This is a genomic window from Nocardioides hwasunensis (assembly GCF_014779665.1).
In the GTDB taxonomy this organism is placed as follows: domain Bacteria; phylum Actinomycetota; class Actinomycetes; order Propionibacteriales; family Nocardioidaceae; genus Nocardioides; species Nocardioides hwasunensis.
Map to the genome: position 1 here is coordinate 68,909 of NZ_JACXYY010000006.1, position 14,113 is coordinate 83,021.

The 14,113-nt window shown below is 65.0% G+C and carries 14 protein-coding genes; 10 read left to right on the forward strand and 4 right to left on the reverse strand.

What is annotated here, in order from left to right; all coding sequences use genetic code 11:
* The first annotated feature begins 5 nt into the window (after positions 1-5).
* The 5 genes from IEZ25_RS14800 to IEZ25_RS14820 all read left to right on the forward strand — a co-directional run bounded on the left by IEZ25_RS14800 (position 6) and on the right by IEZ25_RS14820 (position 3,808).
* Positions 6-794: a GIY-YIG nuclease family protein gene (locus IEZ25_RS14800; RefSeq protein ID WP_191200230.1), complete on the forward strand. Its 789-nt coding sequence runs from the start codon at positions 6-8 to the stop codon at positions 792-794.
* The gene (locus tag IEZ25_RS14805; protein WP_191200231.1) at positions 787-1,812 is read left to right on the forward strand and encodes a DUF4928 family protein; all 1,026 of its coding nucleotides are present in this window, start codon (positions 787-789) and stop codon (positions 1,810-1,812) included. The genes IEZ25_RS14800 and IEZ25_RS14805 overlap by 8 nt, the downstream gene beginning before the upstream one ends.
* A 26-nt stretch (positions 1,813-1,838) precedes the next feature.
* The gene (locus tag IEZ25_RS14810) at positions 1,839-2,276 is read left to right on the forward strand and encodes a very short patch repair endonuclease (RefSeq protein WP_318152255.1); all 438 of its coding nucleotides are present in this window, start codon (positions 1,839-1,841) and stop codon (positions 2,274-2,276) included.
* 375 nt (positions 2,277-2,651) lie between these two features.
* Positions 2,652-3,320, forward strand: coding sequence for a hypothetical protein (locus IEZ25_RS14815; protein ID WP_191200232.1), 669 nt, complete (start codon positions 2,652-2,654; stop codon positions 3,318-3,320).
* The gene (locus tag IEZ25_RS14820) at positions 3,317-3,808 is read left to right on the forward strand and encodes a hypothetical protein (RefSeq protein ID WP_191200233.1); all 492 of its coding nucleotides are present in this window, start codon (positions 3,317-3,319) and stop codon (positions 3,806-3,808) included. The genes IEZ25_RS14815 and IEZ25_RS14820 overlap by 4 nt, the downstream gene beginning before the upstream one ends.
* Before the next feature lie 254 nt (positions 3,809-4,062).
* Here the strand turns inward: IEZ25_RS14820 and IEZ25_RS14825 are convergent, their stop codons facing one another.
* From IEZ25_RS14825 to IEZ25_RS14835, 3 genes are all read right to left on the reverse strand, one after another.
* Positions 4,063-5,157 (reverse strand): hypothetical protein, encoded by a 1,095-nt coding sequence (locus tag IEZ25_RS14825; RefSeq protein WP_191200234.1) that lies wholly within the window; start codon positions 5,155-5,157, stop codon positions 4,063-4,065.
* 281 nt (positions 5,158-5,438) lie between these two features.
* Entirely contained in the window at positions 5,439-6,572 is a 1,134-nt protein-coding gene (locus IEZ25_RS14830; RefSeq protein WP_191200235.1) for a DUF3631 domain-containing protein, read from the reverse strand.
* Positions 6,569-6,781 (reverse strand): helix-turn-helix domain-containing protein, encoded by a 213-nt coding sequence (locus IEZ25_RS14835; protein ID WP_224749070.1) that lies wholly within the window; start codon positions 6,779-6,781, stop codon positions 6,569-6,571. Before IEZ25_RS14835 ends, IEZ25_RS14830 begins: the two co-directional genes overlap by 4 nt.
* A 1,090-nt stretch (positions 6,782-7,871) precedes the next feature.
* Here IEZ25_RS14835 and IEZ25_RS14840 point away from each other — a divergent pair.
* Both IEZ25_RS14840 and IEZ25_RS14845 read left to right on the forward strand, forming a co-directional pair.
* Positions 7,872-8,141 carry a helix-turn-helix domain-containing protein gene (locus tag IEZ25_RS14840; RefSeq protein WP_224749071.1) on the forward strand — a complete coding sequence of 90 codons (270 nt, stop codon included), beginning with the start codon at positions 7,872-7,874 and terminating at the stop codon, positions 8,139-8,141.
* Positions 8,142-8,147: 6 nt separating this feature from the next.
* Positions 8,148-9,347: a tyrosine-type recombinase/integrase gene (locus tag IEZ25_RS14845; RefSeq protein ID WP_191200236.1), complete on the forward strand. Its 1,200-nt coding sequence runs from the start codon at positions 8,148-8,150 to the stop codon at positions 9,345-9,347.
* On the opposite strand, the gene IEZ25_RS14850 is transcribed toward IEZ25_RS14845, so the two are convergent.
* A complete protein-coding gene (locus IEZ25_RS14850) occupies positions 9,344-10,360 on the reverse strand; it encodes a hypothetical protein (RefSeq protein ID WP_191200237.1) in 1,017 nt (338 codons plus the stop codon). The two genes, IEZ25_RS14845 and IEZ25_RS14850, sit on opposite strands and share 4 nt — an antisense overlap.
* A gap of 301 nt (positions 10,361-10,661) precedes the next feature.
* Here IEZ25_RS14850 and IEZ25_RS14855 point away from each other — a divergent pair, with 301 nt between their 5' ends.
* Genes IEZ25_RS14855 through IEZ25_RS14865 form a run of 3 tightly spaced genes read left to right on the forward strand, consistent with a single transcriptional unit; the run spans position 10,662 to position 13,430 of the window.
* The gene (locus IEZ25_RS14855; protein ID WP_191200238.1) at positions 10,662-11,750 is read left to right on the forward strand and encodes a type IV secretion system protein; all 1,089 of its coding nucleotides are present in this window, start codon (positions 10,662-10,664) and stop codon (positions 11,748-11,750) included.
* Positions 11,747-13,222: an SCO6880 family protein gene (locus IEZ25_RS21540; protein WP_318152256.1), complete on the forward strand. Its 1,476-nt coding sequence runs from the start codon at positions 11,747-11,749 to the stop codon at positions 13,220-13,222. Before IEZ25_RS14855 ends, IEZ25_RS21540 begins: the two co-directional genes overlap by 4 nt.
* Positions 13,107-13,430 (forward strand): VOC family protein, encoded by a 324-nt coding sequence (locus IEZ25_RS14865; protein WP_224749107.1) that lies wholly within the window; start codon positions 13,107-13,109, stop codon positions 13,428-13,430. Before IEZ25_RS21540 ends, IEZ25_RS14865 begins: the two co-directional genes overlap by 116 nt.
* The last annotated feature ends 683 nt before the right edge of the window (positions 13,431-14,113 follow it).

The following is a 14,113-nucleotide window of genomic DNA, read 5'->3' on the forward strand; positions in this document are numbered from 1 at the left end:
GGTCGATGTCCAGCCAGAGCAAGGCTTCGATTTCGCACGCCGTGGCGCGTCCAGCCCGCGGCGACATCCCAGCGCCCATCGTCCAAGAGTTTCGTCGCCTGCTGAAGGTTGCTCTGGATGCTGAGGACACTCAGGGGCGCGCGTGGTCTAACGCCAAGTGGGGCGTGTACGCGTTCTACGACTATGACGGTGAGCCGATCTACGTCGGTCAGACCAACGAGCGGCTTCGAACTCGGGTCCGCCGTCACCTCACCAACCAGCGCACGGATGCAGTGGCAATGCGCATTCTGGATGTATTCGAGGTGGCTGAGCTGGAACTGTGGCCGCTCTGGGAGATGGAGCAGTCGCCGGCGTCCGATCGTGAATCGCGGGATCAGCTCAACGCTATTGAATACAGCGCCTACTTGGCCGCCATTGAGCGGAGCAAGTTCAAGGCCATCTTGAACGAGAAGATTCCGCCACTGTCCGACCCCGTCGAGCTGCCAACCTCCCACCGTTTCGCACTCGTAAGCGACGAGACGCGAGCTGAGCGAGGCCACCCCGACGTCAGGATTGCCCGCCGCGCCGAGACGATCGCTCGGCTGGCTGCGGTGGCACATGAGCGTGGCGAGGTATCGGACGGGCTTCGGCGAGTACTGGTGATCCAGGCCGTGCGCTTGGCGTACCTGTCAGCCGTGCGGCTCGCCGAGGTTGAGGGGCGTGCTGAGCCCGATCCTGCCGCCATTTCAGTGGAAGGACTTGTGGGCTCAGTGCTCTACGAACACGCCGATCCTGAGGGCGAGATGGATGCCTGAGGGCGACGCTGAGATTCCCATGTACGGAAACTCGTACAAGGCTGGCGAGATCGTCGCAGAGCGAATGCTTGTTCCGATCGGGGATTGGTTCGAGGACAAGCGCACACGGGCTGGCCGGGTGAACACGAATGTGATGACGGTCGGATTGATGCTGACGGAGCACATGGCGACAGTCGGGCTCCCCATGACGGAGGCCGACTTCCTCGCAGACTCCCAGGTGCGAGGACTCGGCGGGCGGCGGATCGAAACAATCCTGTCGAACCGCGGGGAGTTTCGCCCGTTTACCTCTGAGGGTGGTCGGACATCGCGCGGGAGCGCGCCCTTGGCTCGTCAGTTGGCAGCCGTCCTGAACCGCGCTGCCGAGAACAGTGGTTACCACCGCGTCGGCAGCCTGTCGCAGGAGCGAGCGCGGGTCAGAATCCAAGAGTGGTTTGTGGCGCGACTTCAGGTCGAGTACTTCAACCAGCAAGGCTTGAGAGCGGATCTTGATCCCCAGTTGCCGATGAGCGCGAGCATCGCGGCGCTTCTGGACGTCGCGCGCCGTCGGGGAGGCAATCTCGCGGGTGCCGTTGCGCAACATCTGGTGGGGGCCAAACTCTGCCTGCGATTCCCGAGCCAAGACGTAGAAAATATGGGCTACACGGTGGCTGATCAGCAGACCGACCGGGCCGGTGACTTCACAGTCGGCGACACTGCAATCCACGTAACGATGGTCGCGGGCTTTCCGCTCTTCGAAAAGTGCAAGCAGAACATTCGAGACGGGTTCCGACCACTGATCCTTGTCCCCAGCTACTACCTAGTTGGCACGCGGCAACAGGTCAGCATGCAGATGGGTGGCGAACGGATGTCTGTTCAAGCTGTTGAAGACTTCGTCGGTACGAATGTTGAGGAGATGGGCGGCCTCACGAGTCTCGGCATTAGGGGAAGTTTGCGAGACCTCTTGATGACGTACAACGAGCGAGTTGCAGCTATCGAGCCCGATCCCTCGCTTCTCATCGTCATCCCCTCCAATCTCTAGAGTGATGCGGAGACTACGGTTGCCGGGTGGCACCTGAATCGTGGGCCAGTTCGCCAAGCACGCGGACTGCAATGCGAGCCAATCGCTCACGCGACACCGGTCCGGAGATGGCCCTGCGCCGGGCGCTACACGCGCAAGGTCTGCGCTACCGCCTCAATGCGCGGCCGTTGCCTCAGATTCGGCGAACCGCGGACATCGTCTTTCGATCCAAGCGCGTGGCCGTCTTCGTCGACGGATGTTTCTGGCATGGATGCCCCGAGCACTATCGCGCGCCCAAGGCGAACGCGCAGTACTGGTCCGCGAAGGTCAATCGGAATGTAGCCAGAGACATCCAGGTCGATGAGATATTGCGCGATGCGGGATGGGTCTCAGTCCGAGTCTGGGAACATGAGGCGATCCCGAGCGCGGTCCAAAAGGTGACTGATGCGCTGACCGACTGCTCGGGGAGTCAGGAGGGCCGCTGAGCCCGAAGGCGAGCCTTGGTCACGCGGGACTTGGCGTTGTGCGCTTCCCTACATTCGTCGCAGCGGCATCCGACGTCGTAGCGGTAGGACGAGCCGTGATCGCCTGCGTCTGCCAGCTCGCCAGACCGCCGCACGCGCGCCATGTACTCGGCATGGCGGACTCGGTGCGCCTCGCGACAAGCGTCGCAGCGGCAGCCGAGGTTCCCGTAACCGTTGGCGGTACCGTGGCGCGGGTCGTCGTCGGCCAACTCAAACTGACTCTGCATAGGAGCATGCTACGTACGGCTTCTAGCCGTCTTGGCAGAACAGCCCTGCGTGAATCGCTAGGCTGCAGCGGTGTCGCCTGGATCTCGTGTGCATCCCTTTGCCCTCGCCGTGAGTCTCGTCAGCTTGTCTGTCGGCCTGCTCGTTGGCGTCACATTGGTGGTCCGAGAGCTGACGGATGACACCCCCGGTCCTCAAGACGCGAGTGTCATCGCTGCCCTAGTCTTCGCTGCGGTCGCAGTCGTAGCGGGATTTGTGGCCCTGCGCAGGGTGGTCGCCCAGTCCGAGCGACCGGGATCAGTCCGGGTTCACGCGCCGCTCTGGGAGGCAGACGATCTGCGAATGGCGTCGCTTAGGGAGTGGGCTTTCGACACGCTCTTGGCGCTGCCCAACTCGATCGGTAGTGACGCGCATGCGCGTGCCGCGCTGTTGGAAGTTGAGGAGGGTCTTCAGGACTTGAGGGACGAGATGGACCTCATCAGTGTCGACCTACCTGACATCGACATGCTGGAGGCGTATGCCCCCTTGCAAGAGCAATACCGTGCGCTCCAGCAGACGGTTGAGGCGGCTCGAGAACCCGTAAGGCACAGCGAGCGGCGAGTTACGGACTACCTAGATCGACTTCTGTCAATCCGATCCGAACTGTTGAGCATGGGCTACTCGGCGGAAGCGGGCGATCTAGGTGATGCTCTTCGAGGCCATCTAGAGCACACCTACTACTGGGACTATCTTGCACAACATTCCGATGCTTCGGGCCGGCCCGATCGGGATTCACGATGAGAGCGCCGCGACGTGGCGAATCACTTATCAGCAGTGCCGAGGGCGACATCATCCGCTCTGGCGCGCCGACGTCGGGCGTGCTGGTCCCCGTAGCCAGTTCGGGCAATATCGCTGCGCCTCACGCTCAGGCACTTATCCAGCCACCCAGGCAGCCACCCAACCAGCCACCGAGCCAGCCCTCACATGGTCTGGACCTCGTCACGATCCTCACATTGATCATCGCGGCGATCGCGGCGATCGGCGGCCTCGGTGCGGGAGTTAGCGCCGTTGCTGAGTGGCTCGAACCGGAACCGGTTGCGGTGGTCGCTTGCTCCGCTTATGTCGACGACATTCGTGATCTAGTCGAAGATGGAGCGCCGCCCGAACTCTTTACCTCGTGGCACGAAGCCGAACTTGAGGGTCGCTGTGGGGACGCGGACGACATCGCCACGACCTGGTACGAGGTGATCTACCAGGACGACCCCTCTGGAAGCGGAAGCGGGTCCTAGGACTGGATGCCCGCAGCCCGCGTCGGGTGGGGGTATGGCCCACTGCGTTGCTGAGGATGACCGGCCTGTCATAGCAGAGTGCAAGTTGCCACCATCAGAAGCCTTTATGGTAGCCCGCATCCTGAAGCGGCATCCCGTCTAGCGGCCCAGAATATTTACGCCACCATCAAGAGTTTCTGGGTCGATAGACGGCAGGAAGGGCTCCCCTGGCTGAGCAGACCGAGCGGGGAGCCCTTCCCGTCTTTGGGTGAGGCTTAGCTGATCCGGTTCGTGAACGTCAGATCAAGTTGGAGTGAGCGACCGAACCGGGAAGCGGTCACGAAGGGCTTGCTTCCCATCGCCTTGACAGAGGTCAGCCGTCCCAGATGCCCGATGCACTGGCTACCAGCGGCGTTCTCCAGCGCTTCGGTGGCTTCGGCAGGAAGGCGGTTGGTGTCGACGCCGGCGTGACCCGAGTACAGATTCAGTTCCATGCTGATGGTCGTTGTCCTGGTTCCGTCGTCGGCGACCGAGTGCGTCGGGGTGCCGATGTGGTGGACCGCTGCGAGCACTGAGCGCTGCTGGTCGCCAGTGCTGCCAGAGAACTGCGAACCGGTCATCGCAGACTTGGGCGCGTTCCAACGCTGACCGGCTGACGTCACGAATCCGGCGATCTGCTTTCCTGCGGCGTCAAGGTGGGCCGATGTGGGCTCGTGGGTGATGACCGGAACCTCGGGCCAAGCGTGCATCACGTCGAGAGTCGTCGTGTCGATCGCCAGCTCTTCGGTGGGGTAGGACGTGCGCTCACGCGGGGCACTCTTGAGGGCCACCCCGTTTCCTGCTAGTCCGCCCGCGAATCCGTCGAGCGGTCGAACGTAGGTCTGACGGAACAGGATCACTTCCACCTTGCCCGCCAGGCCTCCGCTCCGGTCGGCGTGGGGGATTGAGGGAGTGGTCTGCACGGCGAACAGGGCAGGCAGGCTGTCGGGTGCCTCAGGCATCACAGCCGTAGCCGTAATCGGGATGCCGAGGATCGAACCGCCCAAGGCGTCACAGACGGCCTGCGCCAGGTCGGGTACCTCGTTGACCAACCTTGCTCGTGCGGTCTTGATGCCTCGCTTGGCGGCCTCGTGAAGTGCGACGGTGCGCGAGACGTTGTTCTCTGCGTTGGTCAGGTCAGCGGCTGTGAAGGTGCTGTTGCCGTTCGCCCAAGCGCGCCGGATGGTCTCGGGTACGCCGGCAGCCTCTTCGCGTTCGTCAGCCGTGCGGGACTCGTTCGCGTAGGCGTCAGTGAGTGCCTGCCTGGATGCGGCAGCAGCTTCGGCCAGTGAAGGCGTCTTAGTCGCCTTCTTCGCCAGGGTGGTGCTCAAGATAGTGCTCCTATGAATGTCTAATGGTTCGTTCGTCGCGTAGGTCGCTACGAACGAATGGAACGGCTGGAACGGCTCGGATCGGCTGGACTGACGGGCCATCCCGAAGCGAGACGCGCGGTGAGGCGCGTCGATTTCGCACGGTTCGGGGCAGTGGCGTCCGTGCCTACGGAGCGCCGATACCCCCTTCGGGGGTCCCCATCTTTCGGTGCCGTGGAAGTGAGCCGTGGTGAGTGCTCCTGCCTCCCTACGGGAGTTCGGGAGTGAACGTCGTATCCCTACTACGTAGGTACATCGGTGATGCTGAGTGATCGCTCGATCGGTGGCAGGTCCAACGCTTCCCATGCTTTGCGGAATGCGTTGACCTCGTAGCCTCGTTCGCGTTCGCCTGTGCTGAGTTGGGTGGGCCGGATGCCGTGTTTCCTGAGCATGTTGCCGAGTCGCTGTGGGGTGAGGGCTGGTCGTGAACCCTGCAAGTGGCCCCAGGCGTCGGGGCCGTATTCGTGCAGCCCCTTGAGCAGATCGCCAGTCCGTGCGAAGCCCGAACAGTCGGGGTCTGCCAGATGCCAGATGCCGTAGATGTCTCGGATGATGAGGATGTGCGGGGGGAGGTACTCGGTGGCGTCGGCTCGGTCGGCCTCACGGTCGGCCAGTGCTTGTTCAACTAGGTGGGTGCAGCGGTCGGGCCAGGTTCCGCCGGCTGCCAGTGAGACAGCCATGAGCGGTCCGTACAGCTCTCTGGTTCTTCCTCTTGCTTCGGTCGGGAGCGTGACGGTCTCGGGGCTCGGAAGCGTTGTGGCTTTAGCCCACGCGGTGAGCTGATCGCCCAACGCCGTAGCGCCGTGGGTGAGTCGGCCCCACAACGTCTCTTCGGCTTCTCCGCGCACATCGGGGCTCAGGTGCACGAAGACGCATCGGGATGCGAACGCCGTCGGTAGACTTGGACTGATTCCCGCTAGGGCCACCGCCCCGTAGACGGGTAGGTGCGTGGGTACCCATGCCCCGCCACCTGGCGGCTGCTCCAGGACCACGTAACTGCCGCCTCGTCGATAGCCAGCGTTGACGATGCCGTAGAGGTCGCCATGGCTCCCGCGACCTGACGCTACGTGCATGTCAGCCTCATCGATCAGCAGAGTCTGTCCCGTCGCCAGTCGTGCCATGAGCGGTGCCGTGGGTGCGTTGGCCATGAGGTGTGGGTTGGCTGTCAGACGCTCCAAGTGTTCAAGTGCCGTGGTCTTGCCGGACTCAGGAAGTGCCGACATGAGGACGAGTCGTGCTGAGCTGTCGATCTGGTCGAGGAAGTGCGTATGTGCCGCCCACAGGGTGAGGGCGTCCAAGTCGTGAGGTTCGGTCGGAACGATGAACCGTTCTAGCCAAGTGTGGATCGCATCGAGTGGTGCGGGGTCATGGGTCATCGGCCCACCGAGTCGACGGTCTCCACGATGCGCTCCGACACGTACTCCTCCAGGTCGGAGAGCCGATACACGATCTTGGAGTTGAGCCGCACAAAGCGGGGGCCAACTCCCTTGTACCGCCAGTTGCTCAATACACCCCTTGTGGTGAGCAGGTACTCGGCAGCCTCGTCGGGGCTGAGCATGGTTCGGGTGATGGTTGATGTGGTCACAGGTGGTCCTTTCGGGGCCTTGTGCGGGCATGACAAAGAGACCGACTCCCGGAGTGGGGTCGGTCTGGTGGTGCGCGAAGAGCGGTCTGGATGGGGGCCGAAGAGTGGCCCGTCAACCACGGGTATCCAAGTGATGAGGACTGGCTACCGGAGGACGCGCGGTGACGAAAAGTGCTTGGCCCTCACCAATACAGTCCGCATCAGACCCTCCGTTTGGCAGCATCGGTTCGCCAACTATTTTCTGACGGTCTCGGGTCGCCAGTGCCGTCACTCGCCTGCATGTGCGGGCTGACCTGCACGTTTGCGATCGGGGCAGACCCATCGCCACTCGGAAGAAACTTCAGAAGTTAAGCACTAGTCTAGACCAGTTGGCATGCGCAAGGGCCGGTCCCAGAGATGGGTGCCGACGCTGGGGCCAGGTGACGGTGCGGGAGTTCCGCGTGGCCAAAGCGATCTGCCCTCACTCAGATAGTCGGTCGCGTACCCCCTGAAAGTTGCTATCGCCCGCCCAACTATTTTCTGGCGGATGATCCTGGGGGGAGTGGTCCTGCTCTTGCTGGGTCGGTCCTGAGCGGGGGTGGTCTGGTGTTCGGCCAGGTGTCGTCGCAAACGCGTGAGCAGTCCTCGCCTACCCCGCGATCCGGTAGTAGTGGGTTGAGTGCCCCCGGCATGCTGGGCCACGCTCGGCTGGGTGTGCAGCACGGCGCTTCGCGGCTGTGAGAGCTCGTTGCTTGCAGGGTTCGCCGATCCGACTTCATTCCCCACAAACCCCCGATATTCGTGGGGAATCAGGGTGTTGGCGGGTGTTCAGGTCAAGGGCCGATCGTCGCGAAGAAGGCGTCTGAACTGCACGAATGTGCTCCCAAGTGTTAGCCGGTGTCATGGGTACGGCGTTCCCCAGAGGTCGCAGGTTCAAATCCTGCCCCCGCTACAAGTTTTCAGGCTCGGAGATCACTGATCTCCGAGCCTGAAAGCATTTGAGAATTGATCACCCCGCCACAAACCCGCCAGAAACCCGGCGGCGAGTTGCCACAAACCCCGTACTCCGGAGTTCGTCATGGAGCGGTGTGGACCGCCGCGGAAGCGTGCGATGTCCCCGGCACACCTGTTCGGCATGGAGACCACCACCAGCACCACGCTGAGCACCACTCTGAGCACCCTCGAACCCCTGCTGAGCATCGAGGAGCTCGCCGAGTACCTCCACGTCCCGGTGACGACCATCCGGGACTGGCGCACGGACGGCAAGGGCCCGTGCGCGATCAAGGTCGGCGGTCGTGTGCGCTACGCGACCTCCGACGTCCTGGCTTGGCTGGAGAGCCAGCGCGAGAGCGAACCGGGTCACGGCCCCAGCGGGGGGTGACCTGAGATGCCGCGGCCACGGACACCGATCGGCACGTTCGGCGAGATCCACCTCGAGACCCTGCCCGACGGCCGCGGGTGCGCCTCGACGCGGTTCAGGGACTACGACGGCCAACTACGCCGCGTACAGGCGACGGCGGGCAGCTCTCGCGCCGCTGAGCGCAAGCTCAAGGAGATGCTCGCGGAGCGGGCGGCGCAAGCGCTCGGACAGGGCGACCTCAATCCGTCCAGCACGTTCCGACACCTTGTCGACGTGTGGCTGGCGGACCTCGACCTCGAAGGCGGTCTCGCGCCCAGCACCCGGGACCTCTACGAGCGCAACATGGTGCAACTCGTCCTTCCCGCATTCGAGAACTATGCGCTGCGTGAGATCAGCGTCCGCAAGGTCGACCAGTTCATCAAGACGCTGGCCAAGACCAAGAGCTACAGCATGGCCAAGCAGGCGCGGACCGTCCTGAGTCTCGCCTTCGGCCTGGCAGTGCGCTACGACGCCATGCGCCAGAACCCGGTCCGGGACATTGCGCGTCTCCGCAAGCCCACGACGCAGGTGATGTCCCTCGACAACGCGCAGATCGAACGCATCCGTCGATCGGCGCGGACGTGGCGCCGCGGCCCTGGCGTGGTGGGGCCTCCGCCCGACGGGCAGCTCGAGGACGTCATCGAGGTCATGCTGGGCACCTCCGGGCGTATCGGGGAGGTGCTGGCCGTCCGCCGATGCGACATCAACGTCACCACGACGCCGGCGACCGTCAGGATCTGCGGAACGATCGTGTCTCCGCGAGGCAAGCCCACGCATCGTCAGCCGTTTCCCAAGACCTCCAAGTCGACCCGCACCGTGTCCGTACCCTCCTTCACCGCTGCGGCACTCCGTCGACGGTTGTCGAAGATCGAGTCAGACGACCCAGAGCACCTGATCTTCGTCAGCCGCAACGGAACCCCGCTGACCACCAACAACATTCGCCGACGCCTGCGCGCGGTTCTGGACGGGGCCGGCATCAGTGGCGTGACCCCGCACTCCTTCCGCCGCACCGTCGCCACCGTGATCGACCGGGCGGGTGGCGCGGACCTGGCGGCAGAGATGCTCGGCCACACCTCGTCCGAGATCACCAAAAAGCACTACATCGAGCCCGACGAAGCCGTGAACCCGGTGACAGCGGAGATCCTCGAGTCGCTTGCACCTCGTGAGAACGGCGGCGACCTGGGCTAGAGGTCCAACGCCTGTGCTGAGGGCTCGAGAATCGGATTCCGTTGGGACAGGGCGGCTACCAGTTCGACTCGGGAGGCGTCCGGCCCCAGGGGCACCTGCGCAGTATTGGGAGCAAGCTGCTGGCGAATGACGCGGACGAGTGGCACGTCGTTGGAATCGGGGACCGGTCGGTAGCGCACGCGCACGGGTTGGACGAGGGACCCGGAGCTGGCGACCAGCCGGGGCAACTTCATTCTCTGGACGAAGTCGCCGCGCTCGATTCCTTCCTCGACGATCGAGGCGATCCGTTCGTCGACACCATCGGCGAGCGTCCTGAACGCTTTTAGTGCGCGCGGTTCGATCACCGTGCCGGCGTCGGCGTTGCGCAGGCGTGCCACGACGTGACCGGCCTCGGCTGCGGCCCGTTCGCCGCCACCCCAGATGCCGCCGATGTCTCGCAGCTGGCGCTGGATCTCGGCGTAGGTGGTGGCGCGCGCTTTCCAGAACGGGACCTCGGTCGGATCCGTGCGGCCGACGAGTGCGGACAGGCGAGTCGACAGCACGCGTTGGGAGTCGACGACCGACCGGAGACGCAGCGCGTGCGGGAATCCGCCGAGCCCGGCGAGGACGTTGTGCTCGGCCATGAGCACGCCCAACAGGCCGGCCGGGACGTCACCTCGCATCGGCCGAACTCGGGGGCGCCAGCCGGTGGCGTCGAGGCTGTAGTCGGGCGTCTTGAGGTTGGTGTCCAGGGCAGCAGCCAAGGCCGACCAGCCCAGGCTCGCGGCCTGAGGTATCGACGTCCACCCGTGGACGCGGTGGTAGCGCCGGTCGAGCACAACGAGCGCCTGGACGATCGTCGCGACGTCACCCACCAGTGCGCCTGCCTGTGGATGGGTGATGGCCTGCTCACCCATCCCGTCGAGGTCCGCCTCCGCCAGCGCGGCTGCTCGCGCGACCTGTCGCCAGTGCTCCACAAGCCGGTTCCGGTGGGGGGCGGTCAGCTGGTCCAGGACTGCGGGCGTGGTGTTCACGGCCCCCCGCGCGGCTGCGAGCTGTCGGGCGAGTTCACGAGCGGCGCTGAGCGTGCCAGTTGACTCGAAGGGGTTGGGGTTGCGGGGTGGGAGATTGCTGAAGGACACGGGCAGGGCAAGCTGCAGTCTCTCCGGGCCTGGCGGCGTGCGTACGGCGGACGACGTGGCAGCCTTCTGTCGGTCGAGTTCAAAACATAAGGTGCGCGCGGCGCTGGTGGTAGTGCCACTCATAGGTGAACCAGAAGCGCGTGCCATCACCAGCATCGACTCGCTCCTGAGCGAGATCGCGACCGTGTGAAAAATGGTCGAGCCCACACAAGCGCAATTCGCCATCCGCGAGCACCTCGGCCTCGACCTCCTGGTCCTTGCGCCAGCAGGGTGCGGGAAGACAGAAGCGCTGGCCCTACGTGTTCAAGGGTTGCTGCAGATCACCGATCTCCTCTGCGTCGGGATCGTCAGCGCAGCCGGGACGAACATGGACGAGATGGGCGGCCGGATCGCGGTCCTCGCCGGCGGCCTGGCGGCCATCCAAGTCACAGCGCCTGGTGCGGGGTCGATCCTCACGATCTTCCTGGCCAGCCTTGCAATCATGGGCGCCCTTATCGTCTGGTTCAGCCTGCTGATCCGCAAGGCGCTGCTGCTCATTGCGATCGTGTTCGCGCCAATCGCCCTGGCCGGCGCGAGCTGGGACCACACACGCTCGTGGGTCTCGCGGTGGGCGTCGTTCGTGATCGCGATGATCCTGTCCAAAGTCGTGCTAGTGGTGATATTCCTGCTCGCGACCGCGCAGGTATCGGCGCCCATCGAAGCGGACCTGGAGTCGGTGAGCCAGCCGATCGCGGGCGTGGTGCTGATGCTGCTCGCGGGCTTCGCGCCCTACATCACGTATAAGGCGATCGCCTTCATGGGCTTCGACATGTACCACGCGATGTCGGCCGAGCAGGAGGCCAAGTCAGCGCTGAGCCGCCCGGCTCGGGTGCCGGCCATGCCATCTCTCGGGCGCGCGGGTACCAGCCCGGCGTCGATTCTCACTCGTGGTGGTGGGGGAAGTGGTGGTGGTGCGCAGGGCGGTCTCGGGGGTCAGGGCGCCGGTCCGGCGTTGGGTGGCGGCCCTGGTGGATCGTCTGGTGGGGCTGCTGGTGGTTCGTCGGGCGGGGAGGCCGGGAGCGGCTCGGGCGTAGCTGCTGGTGGCGCGGTTGGAGGTGGCGCGGTCGGAGGCGCCGCCATGCTGGCGAAGGAGTCGGCCACTGCAGGGCCGCGTCTCGGTGAGTACGTCGCGGCGGCAGCGGCACGAGCGGCCTCGGCTGGTGGCGGGTCGTCGCCGTCGGCACCGCCGCACGTCGCGGACACGAGCTTGGCGGACGATCCGGACGGACGGTCCCGCAAGTGAGCGTCCCCGTTCCTCGCGCGTCCGAGTCGGCGCTGACGCCGATCAAGTTCTCGCGCCTTGCTCGACGCGGGGTCCTGTTGGGGCTCTCCGCGATGCAGCTCGCGCTGGTCGGCACTGCGGCGGCGGCCCTGTTGGTCGGGTTGTATCTCGGAGCGGTCGTTTTCGCGATGCCACCGATCGCGGCGTGCCTGATGGGCGCGTTCGTGCCGGTCGGGGGCCAGGCTCTCGTGGAGTGGGTACCGATCGGTGCGGCGTGGGTGTGGCGCTCGGCCGGTGACCAACTCGTCTATCGCCGCCGGATCCTGACGCCGCGCCCGGCCGGCACGCTAGCGCTGCCGGGCGACGCAGCTCGGTTGCGTCAGTGGGTCGACGCTAAGACCGGGGCGGTCATGGTCCACGACCCGCACGCCGCGACCCTCACCTCGGTCGTGGCCGTCACCCACCCGGCGTTCGTGCTCCTCGACCCCGCCGAGCAGGAACGTCGCGTCGTCACCTGGGGACGCGTCCTGGCGACCGCCTGCCGCTCCGGGAGGCTCGCGTCCCTGCAGCTCGACGGGGAACTCGAGGCGCTGCGGATGCTGTGTGATCGCCGTGAAGCACTCACCCGTCGGCGGGTCCAGACCGTCGACCGGTTGCAGGCCCTCTTGGCAGAACTCCTGCCAGGGCAGGCGAAGCTCAATATCACCACCGGCCAGGCCAAGGCGATGCTCGCGTCGGTCCGGCCGCGTGACATCGCGGGCAAGACCCGACGTCGGATCGCCGCCGAGGAGCTCGCCGAGCTGGTCGCGGTCGAGGCGAAGATCAAGAAGGCCACCGCAGAGTTGAAGGCCATCGTCCTGGCCCGCGGCTCACACCTGATGGACCTGCACGGCGTCGGACCCGTCATCGCCGCGCGAGTGCTCACTGACGTCGGGGACGTCACCCGGTTCGCCGACCGCAACAGGTTCGCGTCTTGGACCGGCACCGCACCCCTCGACGCGTCGTCGGGTGAGCAGAACCGGCACCGGCTCTCGCGAGCCGGGAACCGGCGGATGAACCACATGATCCACATCGCTGCTGTCAGCCAGCTCCGCCTCGACACCGACGGCCGCGACTACTACCGGCGCAAGCGAGCCGAGGGCAAGAAGTCACTCGAAGCACTCCGATGTCTCAAGCGCAGGATCTCGGATGCGATCTACCGCCAGCTCGTCGAAGACGCCCAACGAGCCGCGGTCGAGGACCTTGGCACGGGTCCGGGAGGGCACTGCAGCAGCAAGCTCGCGCGGGGTACAAAGCATCCGAAAGGATCTGGTCGCGAGGGCTCAAGCGGGCTTCACTCGGGCCATGAGCCGAAACGAGTTCTCGATGCTGGAGTTCATGTGCGAAGACGCAGTGGCCCTAGGAGGCTTCTGGTCCGAGTTGTTGGAGTTCCCCCTGGACGACGGTGCGAGCAAGGACTACGCGCAGTTCTCGCCACCCGAACCGCAGGCTAAGTGGCTTTTCGTGCGTTCGAGTCCGCACGGCAACAGCGATCGCATGGTCGTTGCGCTCACTTCATACGACCTTGATGTTGACGCTGAACGGGCCGTGTCCCTAGGCGCGACCAACGACGGCCGTCAGGAGTCGGGCGGTTTCGAGTGGGTGGAGATGCGAGACCCGGAAGGCAACCGGTTCACTTTCAACGCACCTCCGCCGAGCTAGGGGTCCCAGCCGACCCACAGGGCGCCTCCGGGCGTCACGAGACCAACTTGCAAGGACACTGACGTCCGTGAGGGACCCGACGGAGCAATGGCGCGGCCCCGGACGGTACGCGGCTACTAGACGATTCCCCTAGGACCGGTGTCTGGCCAGACTCGGTTCAGGTGATCGGCGGGCAGCTCTCTATGCGGCTGCCCACCGGCTGTTCTGGTGTGGCTCACTTCCGGTCTGCAGGGGGCGCCGTGGGACGAGATCCGAAATCGATAGCGGATGCACCGGCCGAAGGTCCTCCAGTGCGACGCGCGTGAGCAGCGGCGTCGCTTCACCGCTCACGTTGCGGTTCATCGTTGGCGTCTGAGCAAGGTTCGAACTCAAGACCCTTGACTGAGAAGTGGTCGCTCTACGGAGCCAAGGTCGGCCGCTCGGGACTCGATAAGCCGCCTTTTACCCGCCACTTACAGTCCGAGCATGATCACTGTGGTCCAGTAGAATCCGAGGCGCACCGCAAGGTGTACCCGCGTGAATCCAGCTAGATCCGCGATCCTCCGCGTCACTCCGTAGCGGCCGATCTCTTCCAGAGGTCGCAGGTTCAAATCCTGCCCCCGCTACCACCAGCACGACGTCAGAACCCCGGACCCTCATGGGTCCGGGGTTCTGTCGCTGTCGGAGGAGTGCGCTCGCTGCTG

Excerpts from the sequence above, each read along its gene's own strand:
- IEZ25_RS14800 (WP_191200230.1), top strand. The coding sequence starts at position 6 with ATGTCCAGCCAGAGCAAGGCTTCGATTTCGCACGCCGTGGCGCGTCCA.
- IEZ25_RS14805 (WP_191200231.1), top strand. The coding sequence starts at position 787 with ATGCCTGAGGGCGACGCTGAGATTCCCATGTACGGAAACTCGTACAAG.
- IEZ25_RS14820 (WP_191200233.1), top strand. The coding sequence starts at position 3,317 with ATGAGAGCGCCGCGACGTGGCGAATCACTTATCAGCAGTGCCGAGGGC.
- IEZ25_RS14830 (WP_191200235.1), bottom strand. The coding sequence starts at position 6,572 with ATGACCCATGACCCCGCACCACTCGATGCGATCCACACTTGGCTAGAA.
- IEZ25_RS14840 (WP_224749071.1), top strand. The coding sequence starts at position 7,872 with ATGTCCCCGGCACACCTGTTCGGCATGGAGACCACCACCAGCACCACG.
- IEZ25_RS14845 (WP_191200236.1), top strand. The coding sequence starts at position 8,148 with ATGCCGCGGCCACGGACACCGATCGGCACGTTCGGCGAGATCCACCTC.
- IEZ25_RS14855 (WP_191200238.1), top strand. The coding sequence starts at position 10,662 with ATGGTCGAGCCCACACAAGCGCAATTCGCCATCCGCGAGCACCTCGGC.
- IEZ25_RS14865 (WP_224749107.1), top strand. The coding sequence starts at position 13,107 with ATGTGCGAAGACGCAGTGGCCCTAGGAGGCTTCTGGTCCGAGTTGTTG.